The sequence below is a fragment of the Aureibaculum luteum genome, from assembly GCF_003449015.1.
In the GTDB taxonomy this organism is placed as follows: Bacteria; Bacteroidota; Bacteroidia; order Flavobacteriales; family Flavobacteriaceae; genus Aureibaculum; species Aureibaculum luteum.
Map to the genome: position 1 here is coordinate 922,946 of NZ_QRGD01000001.1, position 17,115 is coordinate 940,060.

Here is a 17,115-nt window from a genome sequence, read left to right on the forward strand (position 1 = left end):
TATGGGTAAGAAAGAATCAACATTTATAAATATGGTCGTGTCTCTTTTATTAATAACACTCGTTTCAGGACTCTCATTAGGCTTTATCAATGATTTAACCATTGAGCCAATAGCAAAGGCAAAATTAGATAGAAAAATAAATGCTATAAAATTAGTGTTACCAGAGTTTAATAATAATCCGGTAGAAGACTTAGTAGTAGTTAAGTCTGAGTTTGCTAAAGATAGTGTAGAAATATACCCAGCTTTTAAAAATGAAGAATTTGTTGGAGCGGCCGTTATTGGTTCTTCTGAAAAGGGATTTAGTGGCTTGGTAAAAATTATGGTAGGCTTTACACCAGATGGCACCATTCAGAATATCGTTGTATTGGAGCAAAAGGAAACACCAGGCTTAGGGACAAAAATGAAAGATGAGAAGTTTTTAAAACAGTTTAGAGGTATTAACCCTTCGAAATTCAATTTAAAAGTAACGAAGGATGGTGGTGAAGTAGATGCTTTAACTGGAGCAACAATTACCTCTAGGGCATTTGGTGAATCTGTTAAAATGGCCTATGATGAGTTCTTAAAAAACCTTGATTCCAATAATACATCTAAACATTAGGATTATGGCTGAAACAATCAATCAAAAGCAAAATTTTTTAAAGGGAATTGTAAAAGAAAACCCTGTTTTTGTAATGCTGTTAGGTATGTGCCCAACGTTGGGTGTAACATCATCAGCGTTTAATGGCTTAGGTATGGGGGTAGCTACTTTGTTTGTATTGTTAATGTCGAATATTGTAGTCTCGTTGTTTAAATCGCATATTCCAAGTAAGGTAAGAATACCAGCTTTCATAATTATCATAGCATCTTTTGTGACCATAGTAGAAATGGTATTAGAGGCATTTATCCCTTTTTTATATGAACAATTAGGCATTTTTATACCATTAATTGTAGTAAACTGTTTGATATTGGGGAGGGCCGAAGCATTTGCATCAAAAAACAATCTAATGTCTTCAATACTAGACGGTTTAGGAATGGGAATCGGATTTGTAATTGCACTTACTGCGTTGGGAGTAACACGTGAAATATTAGGAAGCGGAAGTATCTTTGATTTTAAATTTGTTTCAGAAGATGCAAACACGTTTATATTATTTATACTACCCCCGGGAGCCTTTATTGCATTAGCTTACTTAAGCGTTTTATTTAACAAAATTTCAACAAAAACTACTTAAAATGGATTATATTATAATACTTATTGCCGCTGTTTTTGTAAACAATATTGTACTCTCACAATTTTTAGGTATTTGCCCTTTTTTAGGTGTTTCCAACAAAGTTTCAACTTCTGTAGGAATGTCTGGGGCTGTTTTATTTGTAATGACCATTGCAACTACGGTTACTTATTTACTGCATCAATATGTTTTAATTCCTGTGGGATTAGATTATTTAAGAACCATCACTTTTATATTGGTAATTGCGGCTTTGGTACAGATGGTAGAAATTATCCTAAAGAAAGTAAGTCCACCGTTATATCAAGCATTAGGTGTGTTTTTACCTTTAATTACTACGAATTGTGCTGTTTTAGGTGTAGCAATATTAGCCTTAGGATTAGAAGGAGGCAGTTTATTAAAAGCTGTATTTTTTGCCATTGCTAATTCTATTGGCTTTGCATTGGCATTGATACTTTTCGCAAGCATTAGAGAACAATTGGAGCTGGCAGATATACCAGAAGGTATGAAGGGTGTACCAATTAATTTATTAGTGGCAGGCTTATTGTCTTTGGCTTTTTTAGGATTTACTGGGCTGGTATAATTATAGTTTTCTAAACATAGCTGTTTTGTGTTGTAACGTATTTACAAACAAATACTATTTTACCTCATAAGTTTCTCCAGAAAAGAACAAATCATTAGTTTTTTTGAATTTTGAATTGAATTTTACAGCTGCTGTTAAATCATCTTCTCGTTCTCCTAAAGTAATATCATCAAAACTCCTAATAATTCCTGTAATCAACGGATAATCTAATCTTACAAGCATTTGGTGAAGAGTTGGGTCAGAGTCTTTTGCGTCGTGAACTAATATATCTTCTTGTGTAACTCCATTTTCTCCTATAGTTACTACTTCTAATTTCAATTTATTTAATACCAAACCTTTGTCTCGTTCTTTTCCAAAAATCATTGGTTTACCATGTTCAACATATAATTGCTTATCCTCCCTTACTGCTTTGTCTGTATATTGTGTAAAACAACCATCGTTAAAAATAACACAGTTTTGTAATATTTCGACTAAGGCCGTGCCTTTAAATTTTTCTGATTCAATAAATATAGTAGTCATTTCTTTTGGAGTGTTACCCCCAACCCTGGCAAAGAATCTTGCCCCAGCACCTAAAGCCAATTCTCCTGGAGAAAAAGGAGGCTGTGTATTACCATAGGGTGATGATTTTGTTTTTTGTCCCACCAACGAAGTTGGTGAAAATTGCCCTTTGGTCAATCCATAAATTTCATTATTGAAAAGAATTATATTTAAATCAATATTTCTCCGCAACACATGAATAAAGTGATTTCCTCCAATAGCTAAGCTATCTCCATCACCAGTTATTACCCAAACACTTAGATTCGGATTGGCCAATTTTACACCAGTGGCAATAGCTGGAGCTCTACCATGAATTCCATGCATACCGTAAGTATCCATATAATATGGAAAACGAGACGAACATCCAATGCCTGAAATAAAAACGACATCTTCTTTTTTTACTCCCATTTCTGGAAGAGCTTTTTGCATAGAACGTAATATAACGTAGTCATCACAACCTGGACACCATCTTACTTCCTGATCGCTCGCAAAATCTTTAAATGTATATTGTTTTATAGCTGTTGTTTCCATAATTATTCTTTTAGGTGAAAAGTTATTATTACTAGTTTATTCATTTAGACTTGTTCTTTTGCAAGTCTTATTCACTAACACTCACCAATTGTTTAAATTTTTCTGTCAATTCACTATTTGAGAAAGGTAGTCCTTGAATTTTATTATGTTGTAAGAATTCAAAACCGTTAAAATGAATTCTCAATACATTAACAAACTGACCATTGTTTAATTCGCAAACAATAATTTTCTTAAATTTTTTAAAAAGATCTTCAGTATTTTTTGGTAATGGATTTATATAATTGAAATGGGCGTAACCAATATTAGTAAAACCATCATCATTAAGTTGTTTTACAGCCGTATATAAACTACCATAAGTTCCACCCCAACCTACAACTAGTAAATCACCTTTCTGAGCAAATTCAGATGCTATTTCGGGAATGTAATTTTGTACTCGTTTTATTTTTTCCGCCCTTATCTTCGTCATATATTCATGATTTTCTGGAACATAAGAAACATTCCCCGTAACTTTATCTTTTTCTAAACCACCAACTCTATGCTCTAATCCAGGTGTACCTGGTATTGCCCAATTACGGGCTAAGGATTTTTGGTCTCGATCATAAGGGTGAAAGTTTTCCTTAATCTCTGACACTTTATTATTTCTGATTTCAGGCATTTCATCTACTGTTTTGATTTTCCAAGGAGCGGAGCCATTTGCAATATAACCATCAGTTAATAATATAACAGGTGTCATGTGTTCTAAGGCTAATTTTGAAGCTTCGTACGCAAAATTAAAACAGTTAGATGGAGTACTGGCAGCAATTACAATGACAGGACTTTCGCCATTTCTTCCATACATGGCTTGCAAAAGGTCAGATTGCTCAGTTTTCGTCGGTAAACCTGTTGAAGGACCACCTCTTTGTACATTAACTACAACTAATGGTAACTCTATCATCATTGCCAATCCTAATGCTTCGCCTTTTAATGCCAAACCAGGCCCAGATGTAGTAGTAATCGCCAAATCACCAGCAAAGGCAGCTCCAATGGCGGAAGAAATCCCTGCTATTTCATCTTCAGCCTGAAAAGCCTTTACGCCAAAATGTTTATGCTTTACCAATTCATGTAATATATCGGTTGCAGGAGTTATTGGGTAGGAACCTAAAAATAATTCAAGCCCAGATTTTTCTGCTGCTGCCAAGAACCCCCAAGCTGTGGCAGCATTACCCATGATAATTCTATAAGTACCTGGTGCCATTTTTGCAGGTACAATAGTATAAGCATTGGGTATTAACTCTAATGTTTCGGCAAAATAGTATCCTGCATTTAAAACCTTGGTATTGGCCTCAATTATTTCAGGTTTTGATTTGAACTTTTTATTAATGAAATCTATCGTATGCTCTCGAGCACGGTGGTACATCCAATAGACCATACCCAATGCAAACATATTTTTACTTCGGGTAATACTTTTATTATCAAGACCATCCACATTTTTTAAAGCCTCTTTGGTTAAGGTAGTCATTCCAACTTCAATAATGCGATAATTTGCAAGACTTCCATCTTCCAATGGATTGGTTTTATATTGTGCCTTTTCCAAATTCTTTTTTGTAAAAGAGTCTGTATCAACAATAATGGTATGACCAGGTTTTACAGCATATAGATTTGTTTTTAACCCAGCTGGGTTCATAGCTACCAGCAGGTCAACATCATCTCCAGGTGTATTTATTTCCATACTGCCAATATGAACTTGAAAGCCAGATACACCATACAAACTTCCTTGTGGTGCTCTTATTTCTGCGGGATAATTGGGGAATGTAGCTACGTCGTTGCCAAACATGGCCGAAGTATCTGAAAATTGTGTACCTGTTAACTGCATACCATCACCTGAATCTCCCACAAAACGAATAACTACAGCTTCCAAAACTTCAATTTGACCCTTTGTATTTTTTGCAATTTTATTTTCTACATTCATGGTACGAGATTATTAGTTAACAAATAAGTAAAAATAATTATAGATTATTTCGCAAAACATGATTTTTGTCAGTAAAAGAGGCTTAAAATTACTTTAAATTTGGTCATTATTATCATAAAAATCGGATAATTATGGCTATTATTATAACAGATGAATGTATAAACTGCGATGCTTGTATAGTAGAGTGTCCTAATAATGCAATTTACGAACCAGATCAAGAATGGGCGTTTTCAGACGAAACTGAATTAAGTGGAATGGTTACTACGCTCGATGGAAGACAAGTGGATGCCGATGCGTCAAACGAACCAATCTCTGATGAATTTTACTTCATAGCATCTGACAAGTGTACTGAGTGTAAAGGTTTCCATGACGAACCTCAATGTGCAGCAGTCTGCCCAGTTGATTGTTGTATTCCAGATGAAAACCATGTGGAAACAGAAGAATATTTATTACAGAAAAAAGCTTGGCTTCACGCTGAATAAACGTATTACCTCCATATTTTAAATATGGTCTTTATTATTAATAATATACAAGATTTCAAGTTTGGAAATGCTTGTAGAAATGTACGTTTTAAAATGAGAATTTCACAAAAGTTGAAATTCTCATTTTTTGCTTAACGCCCATTAATAGTTACTTAACATGATATTTATCATGGTTTTTAGACCAAAGTCTTATTATTTTTATACAATATTTAGTTGAATAACATGGTTAAATTTGATTAACCTGTTTTACGCGTACGAAATTAAAAATTTGCAAAAACTGTATCCTTTTATTTTGCGAGTTTCATTTTTATTAATATGACAATATTATTATGAAAAAAAATTTTCCAAAATTAATTTGTGATGCCAATGAAGCGGTTGCTAAAGTTGCTCATAAAACAAATGAGGTGTGTGCCATTTATCCTATTACACCAGCCTCACCAATGGGCGAACATGTAGATGTTTATAGCTCAAAAAAACAGATGAATATTTGGGGTAATATTCCAAGAATTGTAGAATTGCAAAGTGAAGGTGGAGCAGCTGGTGCTGTACATGGGGCTTTACAAGCAGGTGCTTTAACAACTACGTTTACAGCATCTCAAGGATTGTTGTTAATGATTCCTAACATGTATAAAATGGCAGGTGAGTTATTACCAACTGTTATTCATGTAGCAGCAAGAACAATTGCAACGCATGCCTTATCTATTTTTGGTGATCATTCTGATGTAATGGCCGCAAGACAAACGGGATTCTCTATGCTATTTAGCGGATCTGTGCAAGAAGCTCAAGACATGGCTTTGATATCACAAGTTGCAACTTTAAAATCAAGAATACCATTCATGAATATCTTTGACGGGTTTAGAACCTCTCATGAGATCTCTAAAATCGATGGTATTACTGATGATATTATTAAGGATATGATGCCAGAGAATGAAATAATGGCTCATAAAAATAGATCGTTAGATCCAGACAATCCTGTTATCAGGGGAACTTCGCAAAATCCAGATGTTTTCTTCCAAGCTAGGGAGGCGGCTAACCTGTACTATGATAAAGTTCCTGGAATTGTAGAAAATACAATGGATGAATTTTTCAAGCACACAGGGCGTAAGTATAGCTTATTTTATTATGTGGGTCATCCTGAAGCAGAAAAAGTAGTGATAATTATGGGTTCTGGTCAAGGTCCTGTAATGGAGGCTGTAGAAACAATGGTGAAAAATGGTGAAAAAGTAGGTGCTATTATAGTACGTTTGTTCAGACCGTTCTCAATTAGTCATTTTGTGGATGCTTTACCAGAAACGGTTAAAAAAGTAGCTGTTTTAGACAGAACTAAAGAACCAGGTAGTATTGGTGAACCTCTTTATCAAGATGTTGTAACAGCTTTTGTGGAAAGCAAAAGGGCAATGCCAAATATAATTGGTGGACGTTACGGGTTATCTTCTAAAGAATTTGATCCGGCAATGGTGAAAGCAGTTTATGATGAGTTGGATAAGGAACAGCCATTAAATCACTTTACAGTTGGTATTAATGATGATGTATCATTCAGAAGTTTAGAATTAGGAAGTAGATTAAATACGGTTAAAAATACATTTAACTGCATGTTCTATGGTTTAGGGTCTGATGGTACAGTAGGTGCCAATAAAAACTCTATTAAAATAATCGGAGAAACCACGGATAACTATGTACAAGGTTATTTTGTATATGATTCGAAAAAAGCAGGTGCCCAAACCGTTTCACATTTACGTTTTGGACCAGAACCAATATATTCTACCTATTTAATTCATAAAGCAAACTTTATAGCATGTCATCAATTTAACTTTATTGAAAAATATGACATATTAAAGAACATCAAAAAAGGTGGAACTTTCTTATTGAACTCTCCTTTCTCTAAAGATGATGTTTGGGATATTCTTCCTAAAAAAATGCAGGAAGAGATTGTTGAAAATGAATTGGAATTCTATGTAATTGATGCAACCAAAGTGGCACATGAAGCTAATTTAGGTAAACGTACCAATACCGTTTTACAAACATGTTTCTTTGCTATTTCTGGTGTGTTGCCAAAAGACGAAGCTATTCAGAAAATTAAAGAAGCTATTGTTAAATCTTATTCTAAAAAAGGTGATGCTGTTGTTCAAAAGAACTTTAATGCAGTAGATAAATCTTTAGAAAACCTTGAAAAAGTAGATTATCCAAAACAAATTACTAGTGATACAGAGCTTAAACCAATGATGACTGGTACAGAAGATCCATTTGTAAAAGAAGTATTGGGAAAAATATTAGCAGGTATGGGTGATGAGCTTCCAGTAAGTGCATTCCCGGTTGACGGTACATTCCCAACAGGTACTACGCAATTTGAAAAGCGTGGTATTGCGGACACGGTTCCGGTTTGGGATGGAGAAGATCTTTGTACACAATGTAATAAGTGTGTAGCCATTTGTCCACATGCTGCCATTAGGGCAAAAGTTGTTTCTAACGGCGAATTGGTAAATGCACCATCAACATTAAAATCGGTTCCGGCGAAAGGCAGACCTTTTAATAAAGCAGAAGAATCTTATGTACTACAAGTATCTGCACAAGATTGTACAGGTTGCGATCTTTGTGTAGCTGTTTGTCCTGCTGTAAGTAAGGAAGACCCAGATTTTAAAGCAATTAATATGCACAGTAAACTTAAAGTTGAAGATGAAGAAGATTCTAACTGGGATTACTTTATTAATCTTCCAGATTACGACAGAACTGAATTAAATATTACAAATGTAAAAGGATCTCAATTCCTTGAGCCATTGTTTGAATTCTCCGGTGCATGTTCCGGTTGTGGTGAAACACCATATATTAAAATGTTAACTCAATTATATGGAGATAGTATTTTAATAGCTAATGCCACTGGTTGTTCCTCTATTTATGGAGGTAACTTACCAACTACTCCTTATAAAACGAATGCTGCGGGTAGAGGTCCAGCTTGGGCCAATTCACTTTTTGAAGATAATGCAGAGTTTGGGTTAGGTATGAAATTAGCCTTAACTAAAAAAGAGGAAATTGCTGTTAATCTTCTAAAATCTTTAGAATTATTAGTAGGTAGTGAAATAGTTGAAGCAATCTTAAATAATTCTGAAGAAAATGAAACTCAGAAGGAACAAAAATTTGCTGATATTGAAAAACTGAAAGCAACGTTAGCTTTAATTGACAATAATGATGATGCTATAAAACTAAATCAATTAACTCAATACTTAAGAAAGAAAGGAGTTTGGATTTTAGGTGGTGATGGCTGGGCTTATGATATCGGTTATGGCGGTGTTGATCACGTATTGGCATCTGGTGAAAACATTAATATTATGGTGTTGGATACAGAGATTTATTCTAATACTGGTGGACAAATGTCTAAAGCGACGCCCTTGGGGGCAAGTGCGAAATTCGCGGTTTCCGGTAAGCGTACTGGTAAGAAAAGTTTGGCTTTACAAGCGGTTTCTTACGGAAGTGTTTATGTAGCACAAGTTGCAATGGGAGCAAAAGATTTGCAAACTCTTAAAGCAATTGAAGAGGCAGAAGCCTTTGACGGGCCATCGTTGATTGTTGCGTACTCACATTGTGGTGATCATGGTTATGATTTAAAAGACGGTGCTTTACAACAAGTAAAAGCAGTTGCAACTGGATATTGGCCATTATTTAGATTTGATCCTTCTAAACCAAAAGGCAAGAAGTTCAGATTGGATTCTAAAGCTCCTTCAGCTCCTCTTGAAGACTTCATGTATAACGAAACACGTTTTACAAGAGTTGTTAAAGAAAATGCAGAACTAGGTAAAGCATTGCTTGATCAAGCTCAGGAAGAAGTACACACGAAATGGGAAAGATTAGAGCTTTATAGAGATATGTAAAGTAAATATTACCTGTCATTCTGATTAGAGTGAAGAATTTTTTAAATATCAGCTCAAATTTAAAAGATTCCTCCCCCGATAGTTATTGGAATCGGAATGACAGGTTAATATATAAAATATTAAAAATTATTATTATGAAAACAAGAGCCGAAGCCTTTTTTAAACAAGCAAATGTCAAATTAAAACAAGCGAATGAGCAACTATTAAAACCTGAAGAAGATGTCATTAAATATGTAGTCTGCAAAAATGCACAAGTTGCTATAGAAAATTATTTAAAAGGATATTTATTGCATAATAAAGTTGACCCTAGCGGTTACGACACAATTGACAGTCTGTTACAACAATGCAAAAAAATCAATAATAAGTTTGAAAAAATCGACTTTTCTGAAGTTAACTGTTCATCAAAAGCTATAGATTCAGCCCATTACTGCAGTGAGTTATCAAAAGTGAGCAATTGTTTTAACATAGCCGATAGTTTAGATACCCTTTTAAGACATGAGAAAATCATATAGGTTTTCCACAAACCAAAAATAACCCCCGATTAACTCGGGGGTTATTTTTTTTGTAACAATTGATAATTAAAGTTTTTGTTTATCAGATTCTTTAGCTATATTTTAAAAATAACAAAGACTGATCTTCATTGTTTCGTAACTCTAACACTTTTTTCACCTTAACTTCCAACCCGCTTATTTCTTTATACCAAGCACTTATTTATCTTCACTAAAAATATGTAGCTCAGTAAAATCTTTATCTATTATTAAAGTATTATCTCCGTTTACTTTTACCTTTTTAAAATCAATTTCTACGTTATCAATCTGTATTTTATCTATTTCAAATGGCAAACCATGAAATTTAATTTTAAACAATTTATAATCTGCATCATATCTACCTGATTTATGCTGCTGAATGATCAGTTGCTTTTCTTTACCAAGAAGTTTAAAAGTTCTATAACTATATTTTCCTTTGGTATAGTCGTACCCATCATGAGCATCATCAAATAAGAAAGATTTTTCAGTTCCTATTTTAAAGTAAACATCTAAAGTAACCTCTTCAATGTTTTTTTCACCTACATATTGTTGTACTGGATATTTTGGTATAACTGAACCCGATTTTATAAAAATAGGCATTGTTTCAATATCACTACTCACCCACATTTCTTTACCTCCTTCTACAACTTCATCATTCCACATATTAAACCAGTCACCTTTAGGAACATACATTCTTCTTCCTTTTGAATTTGGTTCAAGAATAGGACACACTAAAATTTTATCTCCAAACACAAACTCATCAGTTCTGTAATGTGTTTGAATATCTTCTTGATCATACATTACCATTGATTTCAAAATTGGAACACCATCATTAAAATAATGCCAAAAAGCAGTATATAGATAAGGTAACAACTGATAGCGTAGTTCTATAAACTTTCTAACAATATCAGTTATTTCATCTCCAAATGCCCAAGGTTCTTGTGCTCCATGATCACCTGAAGAATGTACTCTGCAAAAAGGATGAAAAATACCCAATTGAATCCATCTTGCAAATAATTCACCTTCTGGTTGCTCTGCAAATCCACCAATATCACTTCCTGCAAAAGAATAACCTGACATTGACATACGTTGAGCTTGTACATTAGCAATCCATAAATGCTCCCAAGAGGCCACATTATCACCAGTCCAAGAACTCGTATAACGTTGTGTACCTGAATATGCAGCTCTAGTAATTACAAATGGTCTTTTTGGAAAAGCAAATTTCTTTAAACCTTGATAGGTTGCTCTCGCCATTTGCATTCCATAAATATTATGAGCTTTTCTATGACTACATGGGTTTCCATCATAATCATGACGAACATCATTAGGAAACGTCTTGTTTGGCACTTCCATAACAGCAGGCTCATTCATATCATTCCACACGCCTTTTACGCCTATATCTTCTATTAATTCTTTAAATAATCCAGACCACCACTCTCTAACTTCAGGATTGGTGAAATCGGGAAAGTAACATTGACCAGGCCATACTTTTCCTTTCATATAAGGACCGTCAGCTCTTTTACAAAAATAATCTTTTTCTAGACCTTCTCTAAAAATGTTATAATCTGCATCAATTTTGATTCCCGGATCAATAATAGCAACGGTTTTAAAACCGTCATCCAATAGTTCTTTTACCATTCTTTTAGGATCAGGAAAATATTCTTTATTCCAAGTAAAACACCTGAAACCTTCCATATAATCAATATCCAAATAAATGGCATCACATGGTATTTGTAATTCTCTGAACTTTGAAGTAACCTCTTTCACATTACTTTCAGGATAATAACTCCATTTACATTGATGAAAACCCAAAGACCATAAAGGAGGCATTTGATGTGGCTTTCCAGTCAAATCTGTATAATTAGCAACTACCTTATCCATTTCTGGGCCATACATAAAGTAGTAATTCATTTCACCACCTTGAGCCCAAAAGCTCATCACATCTTTACGTTCATGAGCAAAATCAAAATAAGATCTGAATGTATTGTCAAAGAAAATACCATACGATTTTCCAGCATGTAGTCCTGTAAAAAAGGGAATGGCTTTATATAGTGGATCAGTATCTTTACCATAAGCATAAGAGTCAGTTACCCAATTCTGAAAACGCTTACCTTTTAAGTTTAAATGTGTAGGCTTGTCTCCAAGTCCGTAATAGCTTTCTCCTTTACGAGATTTCTTACTCATTTTAACCACATTACCTCCATGCTCATAACTCTCTTCCCAATGAAAACCAATTTCATCATCAATAATTAAGGTCTTGTCTTTTGCATCAAACAATGAAATTCTAGCATTCACTTTTTTAATACGACATATTAATTTTTCTGTGGTAATTTCATATTGGTCATCATTTTCTTCAATTTCAAGTATATCATAACCGCTATTAGCATATTTGGTAATAGCATAAGAAAAGTCATTTTCAAAAATACCTGTGGTGCTATATCTAAAGCGAATAACACTGTCTCTTAAAATAGTTACTTTTAATGTAACACCATTCTCAGTAAAAAAATTAAAGGTGTCAATATGTTTTTCGTATGATACTATTTTTGAAGGAAATTGATTCCCTATTATTTCTAGTTCTGTATTTGTAATCATAAATTGTTATTGTAAATCGGTTCGCAAAACTACTGAATTTTAGAACGATACTTAGTCCGTTTTATTTAAAAAAGGGGGTAAAACATTGCAAATAACATAAATAACAATATCTTAAATTAATAAAATATTGTTATTTAGTACCAGAAATACTGATTTTTTTAAGAAATGTATTTAAAAATAACAACACCTAAAGGTGGTATACCTATTGTTGCAGAATAAGGTTTATTATGTTCTTTTTTCTTCTTTAAAGTGATTTGTTTTGTATTAGAAAATCCGCTTCCACCATATTTTTCTGAATCGCTATTAAATATTTCTTTTATTTTTCCTTTTCTAGGCAATCCAATATTGTACTTTTCAATAGTTTTAGGTGTGAAATTACATACTACAATGGTATCATTTTCTTTATCGTGCCCTTTCCTGATATAAGAAAGTACGCAATTTTTATTATCGTCTAAACTTATCCATTCAAAACCATCAGCACTAAATGCTTTTTCATATAATGCGGGTGTATTTTTATAAAATTGGTTTAAATCTTTAAAAAATGCTTGTGTATTTTTATGTGGTTCAAACTCTAATAAATTCCAATCTAAACTTTTCTGAAAATCCCACTCGTTATATTGACCAAATTCACCTCCCATAAACACTAAATTAGTACCAGGATGTGTAAACATATAGCCATAAAGCAATCTTAAATTAGCAAAACGTTGCCATTCATCACCAGGCATTCGCCCTAAAATAGAATTTTTACCATAAACAACTTCATCATGCGATAACGGTAACATAAAGTTCTCAGAAAATGCATAAGCTAAACTAAATGTAATATCATTTTGATGATACTGCCTATAGATAGGGTCTTTGGCAAAATAATCTAATGTATCATGCATCCAACCCATCATCCATTTCATTCCAAAACCTAGACCATCATGTTTTACAGCTCTTGTTACTCCAGGAAAAGCAGTTGACTCTTCTGCAATGGTTATTACACCATCAAAATTATCTTCTACGGCTTGGTTAAATTCTTTTAGCAAAGAAACCGCTGCTAAGTTTTCTCTTTCACCATAAATATTTGGCTCCCATTCACCATCTTCACGCGAATAATCTAAATATAACATGGATGCTACAGCATCAACACGCAAGCAATCAATATTATATTTTTCTAACCAAAATAAAGCATTGCTAATCAGAAAAGAACGCACTTCGTTACGTTCATAATTAAATATTAGACTTTTCCAATCTTGATGGTATCCTTTTCTTTTATCAGGGTGCTCATATAAATGTGATCCGTCAAAAAAGCCTAAACCATGATCGTCAGATGGAAAATGCGATGGTACCCAATCTAAAATTACACCAATATCATTTTGATGAAATTGATCTACCAAATACATAAAATCTTGTGGTGTACCAAAACGAGAAGTAGGTGCAAAATATCCTGTTAATTGATAGCCCCATGAAGGGTCATAAGGATATTCCATAATTGGCATTAGCTCAATATGCGTAAAGTTCATTTCCTTAACATATGGGACTAATTTTTTAGCTAATTCCTTATAGGTTAAACGCTCATTATCTTTAGATTTCATCCAAGAATCTAAATGCACTTCATAAACAGAATAAGGTCTATCTAAACCATTCTTATCCTTACGATAAGACATCCATTTTTTATCTTTCCATTTATAATTATCAATACCCCAAACAATAGAAGCTGTTTTAGGTGGATGTTCACAACGCTTCGCATAAGGATCAGCTTTTTCTGTTATAACACCGTTATGATTACTGTGTATTTTGTATTTATATAAGCTACCTTCACCAACATCAGGTATAAAACCCTCCCAAATACCAGAGGCATCCCAACGTACATTTAACGGATGCTCTTCTCCTGACCAAAAATTAAAATCTCCAATAACAGAAACTTGTTTAGCTGATGGAGCCCAAACTGCAAAATACGTTCCCTTTACACCATCTACAGTTACAATATGAGAGCCTAGTTTTTCGTATAATTTAAAATGTTTACCTGATTTAAACAGGGCGATGTCAAAATCAGTAAATTGGCTATACGTTGATACTTTGGTCATAGTTTTGTTTGATCTATTATTTAGAGTGAAAACACTCTTAACCTCAATAAGAGGTAAATTATTGCATTTATTTTAATATACTAGATTAAAAAAGGCATCATTAAATTGAATATCCTTTTGGTAATACCGCATGTTTTTTAATAACAACGATACCGTCTTTAATAACATATTGATCTGTTTCTTTATCCTTTAAATGCGGACCTCCATTAATTCTAACATCATCTCCAATTCTACAGTTTTTATCGATTATGGTGTTTTTAATAAAGCACCTTTCACCAATACCCATAAGAATTGGGGTTTTATTTCTGTTTATTTCTTCTAGAGATTCGTAATAATCGCAACCCATCATATAGGTATTAATAACGGTTGATTCTTTACCTATTCTTGATCTTATACCTATTACCGAAGTTTCAATTTTAGCAGCTTGAATAATACAACCTTCTGCAATTACAGCTTTATCTAATACCGTACCTGATATTTTTGAAGTAGGCAATATTCTTGCATTTGTATAAACCCTTTGATCGGTGTCATATAAATTGAATTTTGGAATATTATCTGTCAATCCTAAATTGGCTTCAAAAAATGAATCTATATTACCAATATCTGTCCAATATCCTTCAAATTGATAACTTAACGTTTTGTGATCGTGTATGGCACTTGGAATAATCTCTTTACCAAAATCGTTGGTATCCGGATTACTCATTAAATCTACCAATAACTGTCTATTAAATATATAGATACCCATTGAAGCCAAGTAATTTCTATTTTCACCTTTCATTTCATCACTTACTTCTGAAGTCCAATCTGGAAGTAATTCAGCATCTGGTTTTTCAATAAAAGAAGTGATTACGTTATCATTATCGGCTTTAAGAATACCAAATGAGGTAGCATCTTTTGCGTTTACTGGAATAGTGGCAATTGAAATTTCAGCACCCTTTTTAATGTGTTCTTCAAGCATTAATCTATAATCCATTTGATACAGTTGATCTCCAGATAGAATTAAAGCATATTCAAAATCATGACGTAAAAAATGATGCATACTTTGTCTCACGGCATCTGCAGTTCCTTGAAACCATGATTGACTTTGCATCGTTTGTTCGGCAGCTAACACATCTACAAATGCTGAACTGAAAAAACTAAAATGATAGGTATTTTTAATATGTCTATTCAATGAGGCTGAATTGAATTGCGTTAACACGTACATACGCTTTATTTCACTATTGATACAATTACTAATAGGGATATCAACCAACCTATATTTACCCGCAATTGGTACTGCAGGTTTAGATCTTGATTCTGTCAAGGGGTAAAGCCTTGACCCTTGGCCTCCTCCTAAAATAATTGATAATACCTTTTTGCTGTTCATATTTACTTTTTTAATGATTTATATAAATTGATATATGCTTTTGCAGAAGAATCCCAAGAGTGATCTATTTGCATAATTAAATTACGGATTTTATTAAACTCCTTTTGATCGTCGTACAAAAGAGTTGCTCTTTCAATTGTTTTAACTACTGTTTCAGTGTTGAGTTGATGGTGTACGAATCCGAAACCGCCTCCTTCTACATCAATAACGGTATCTTTTAACCCACCTACACTATTTACTATAGGTATAGTTCCATATCGTAAGGCATACATTTGATTTAACCCACAAGGCTCAACACGTGATGGCATTAAAAGAAAATCAGCACCAGCATAAATGATATGGGCTAGCCTTTCGTCGTAACCGATATAAGTGCTATAATCTCCTTTATATTTATAAGTAAGCATCTCTAAAGCACCTTCAATATCTTTTTGACCAGAACCTAATAATAAAATAGAAATGTCTAAATGTTGTAAAGCCGCATCGAATATTTGTGGAAACAAATCTGCTCCTTTTTCCCCAACTAATCGCCCTATAAATGAGAACAATGGTTTTTGAGGATTGAGACCAAACTCTTTACACAACCATTCTTTATTAGCTTTTCTACCAGCATCTAAGGTTTTTTGAGTGTAATTTTTTATAATATAGTTATCTGTCTCTGTATTCCAGACCTGAGTATCAATTCCATTTAAAATACCCACGCATTTAGCACTCTCATGACTCAATAAACTCTCCAATCCATTGGCGTTACTTTTCAACTCTTCCATGTAACTTGGTGATACTGTGGTTACTTTCCAAGCACATTTAATTGCAGCTGCTAGTGGATTTATTTGATGATTCCAGTCGATTAAACCAACTTGTGTAAAATCAAATTCAGGGATCATATATACTTTGTCATGCGAAAACCATCCTTGATACTGAGCATTATGTATGGTAGTAATGGTTGCCACATTTTTTAGTTCGCTGTATTTATAACACTGATCCATCATAAAAGGAATTAATCCTGTATGATGATCATGACAATGTACCACTTTTGGTCTTTTCTCTTTCTGCAGTACCCAATCTAACACGGCAATTTGAAAAGCTAAAAAACGTTCCGTATCATTAGAAGAATAAACATAATCTTTAAACAATAATGTTGGTATATCAACCAAAAATAAGTCAAACCCCAAGTCATTATTTTCTAACATTAAGATATTAACATCTAAATCAAATACACCTAGTCTAACTTTAGAACTTGAAATGGTTTTAAATTTATTTGATTTTGTAAACGCGTTATCATAAAAGGGCATAACAACCTCACTGGTTACCCCTAATTTATTTTGATATTTAGGTAAAGAGCCTACAACATCAGCCAAACCTCCGACTTTTGCAATAGGATAACATTCAGCACTAACATGTAATATATTCATAGGTAA

General features: G+C 33.4%; 12 protein-coding genes. 6 read left to right on the top strand and 6 right to left on the bottom strand.

Annotated elements, in window-relative coordinates; all coding sequences use genetic code 11:
- Position 1 precedes the first annotated feature (1 nt).
- Genes D3P13_RS04065 through D3P13_RS04075 form a run of 3 tightly spaced genes read left to right on the top strand, consistent with a single transcriptional unit; the run spans position 2 to position 1,785 of the window.
- The gene (locus D3P13_RS04065) at positions 2-598 is read left to right on the top strand and encodes an RnfABCDGE type electron transport complex subunit G (protein ID WP_117879996.1); all 597 of its coding nucleotides are present in this window, start codon (positions 2-4) and stop codon (positions 596-598) included.
- Positions 599-602: 4 nt separating this feature from the next.
- On the top strand, positions 603-1,208 hold the full coding sequence (locus D3P13_RS04070) for an RnfABCDGE type electron transport complex subunit E (protein ID WP_198679952.1): 606 nt from the start codon (positions 603-605) through the stop codon (positions 1,206-1,208).
- A gap of 1 nt (position 1,209) precedes the next feature.
- On the top strand, positions 1,210-1,785 hold the full coding sequence (locus tag D3P13_RS04075; protein ID WP_117879997.1) for an electron transport complex protein RnfA: 576 nt from the start codon (positions 1,210-1,212) through the stop codon (positions 1,783-1,785).
- A gap of 54 nt (positions 1,786-1,839) precedes the next feature.
- Here the strand turns inward: D3P13_RS04075 and D3P13_RS04080 are convergent, their stop codons facing one another.
- The gene (locus tag D3P13_RS04080) at positions 1,840-2,853 is read right to left on the bottom strand and encodes a 2-oxoacid:ferredoxin oxidoreductase subunit beta (protein WP_117879998.1); all 1,014 of its coding nucleotides are present in this window, start codon (positions 2,851-2,853) and stop codon (positions 1,840-1,842) included.
- A gap of 67 nt (positions 2,854-2,920) precedes the next feature.
- Entirely contained in the window at positions 2,921-4,801 is a 1,881-nt protein-coding gene (locus tag D3P13_RS04085; RefSeq protein ID WP_198679953.1) for a 2-oxoacid:acceptor oxidoreductase subunit alpha, read from the bottom strand.
- A gap of 131 nt (positions 4,802-4,932) precedes the next feature.
- On the opposite strand from D3P13_RS04085, the gene D3P13_RS04090 reads away from it, so the two are divergent.
- From D3P13_RS04090 to D3P13_RS04100, 3 genes are all read left to right on the top strand, one after another.
- Positions 4,933-5,283 (top strand): 4Fe-4S dicluster domain-containing protein, encoded by a 351-nt coding sequence (locus tag D3P13_RS04090; RefSeq protein ID WP_117879999.1) that lies wholly within the window; start codon positions 4,933-4,935, stop codon positions 5,281-5,283.
- Positions 5,284-5,612: 329 nt separating this feature from the next.
- Complete coding sequence (gene nifJ, locus D3P13_RS04095) at positions 5,613-9,146, top strand: pyruvate:ferredoxin (flavodoxin) oxidoreductase (RefSeq protein WP_117880000.1); 3,534 nt, start codon at positions 5,613-5,615, stop codon at positions 9,144-9,146.
- 134 nt (positions 9,147-9,280) lie between these two features.
- Entirely contained in the window at positions 9,281-9,658 is a 378-nt protein-coding gene (locus D3P13_RS04100) for a HEPN domain-containing protein (RefSeq protein ID WP_117880001.1), read from the top strand.
- Between the two features lie 195 nt (positions 9,659-9,853).
- Here the strand turns inward: D3P13_RS04100 and D3P13_RS04105 are convergent, their stop codons facing one another.
- The 4 genes from D3P13_RS04105 to D3P13_RS04120 all read right to left on the bottom strand — a co-directional run bounded on the left by D3P13_RS04105 (position 9,854) and on the right by D3P13_RS04120 (position 17,109).
- Positions 9,854-12,265, bottom strand: coding sequence for a glycoside hydrolase family 31 protein (locus tag D3P13_RS04105; protein ID WP_117880002.1), 2,412 nt, complete (start codon positions 12,263-12,265; stop codon positions 9,854-9,856).
- 158 nt (positions 12,266-12,423) lie between these two features.
- Positions 12,424-14,334 carry a 1,4-alpha-glucan branching protein GlgB gene (gene glgB, locus D3P13_RS04110; protein WP_117880003.1) on the bottom strand — a complete coding sequence of 637 codons (1,911 nt, stop codon included), beginning with the start codon at positions 14,332-14,334 and terminating at the stop codon, positions 12,424-12,426.
- A gap of 100 nt (positions 14,335-14,434) precedes the next feature.
- The gene (locus D3P13_RS04115; protein WP_117880004.1) at positions 14,435-15,700 is read right to left on the bottom strand and encodes a glucose-1-phosphate adenylyltransferase; all 1,266 of its coding nucleotides are present in this window, start codon (positions 15,698-15,700) and stop codon (positions 14,435-14,437) included.
- A 2-nt stretch (positions 15,701-15,702) separates the two neighbouring features.
- A complete protein-coding gene (locus D3P13_RS04120) occupies positions 15,703-17,109 on the bottom strand; it encodes a glycogen synthase (RefSeq protein WP_117880005.1) in 1,407 nt (468 codons plus the stop codon).
- Positions 17,110-17,115: the final 6 nt, after the last annotated feature.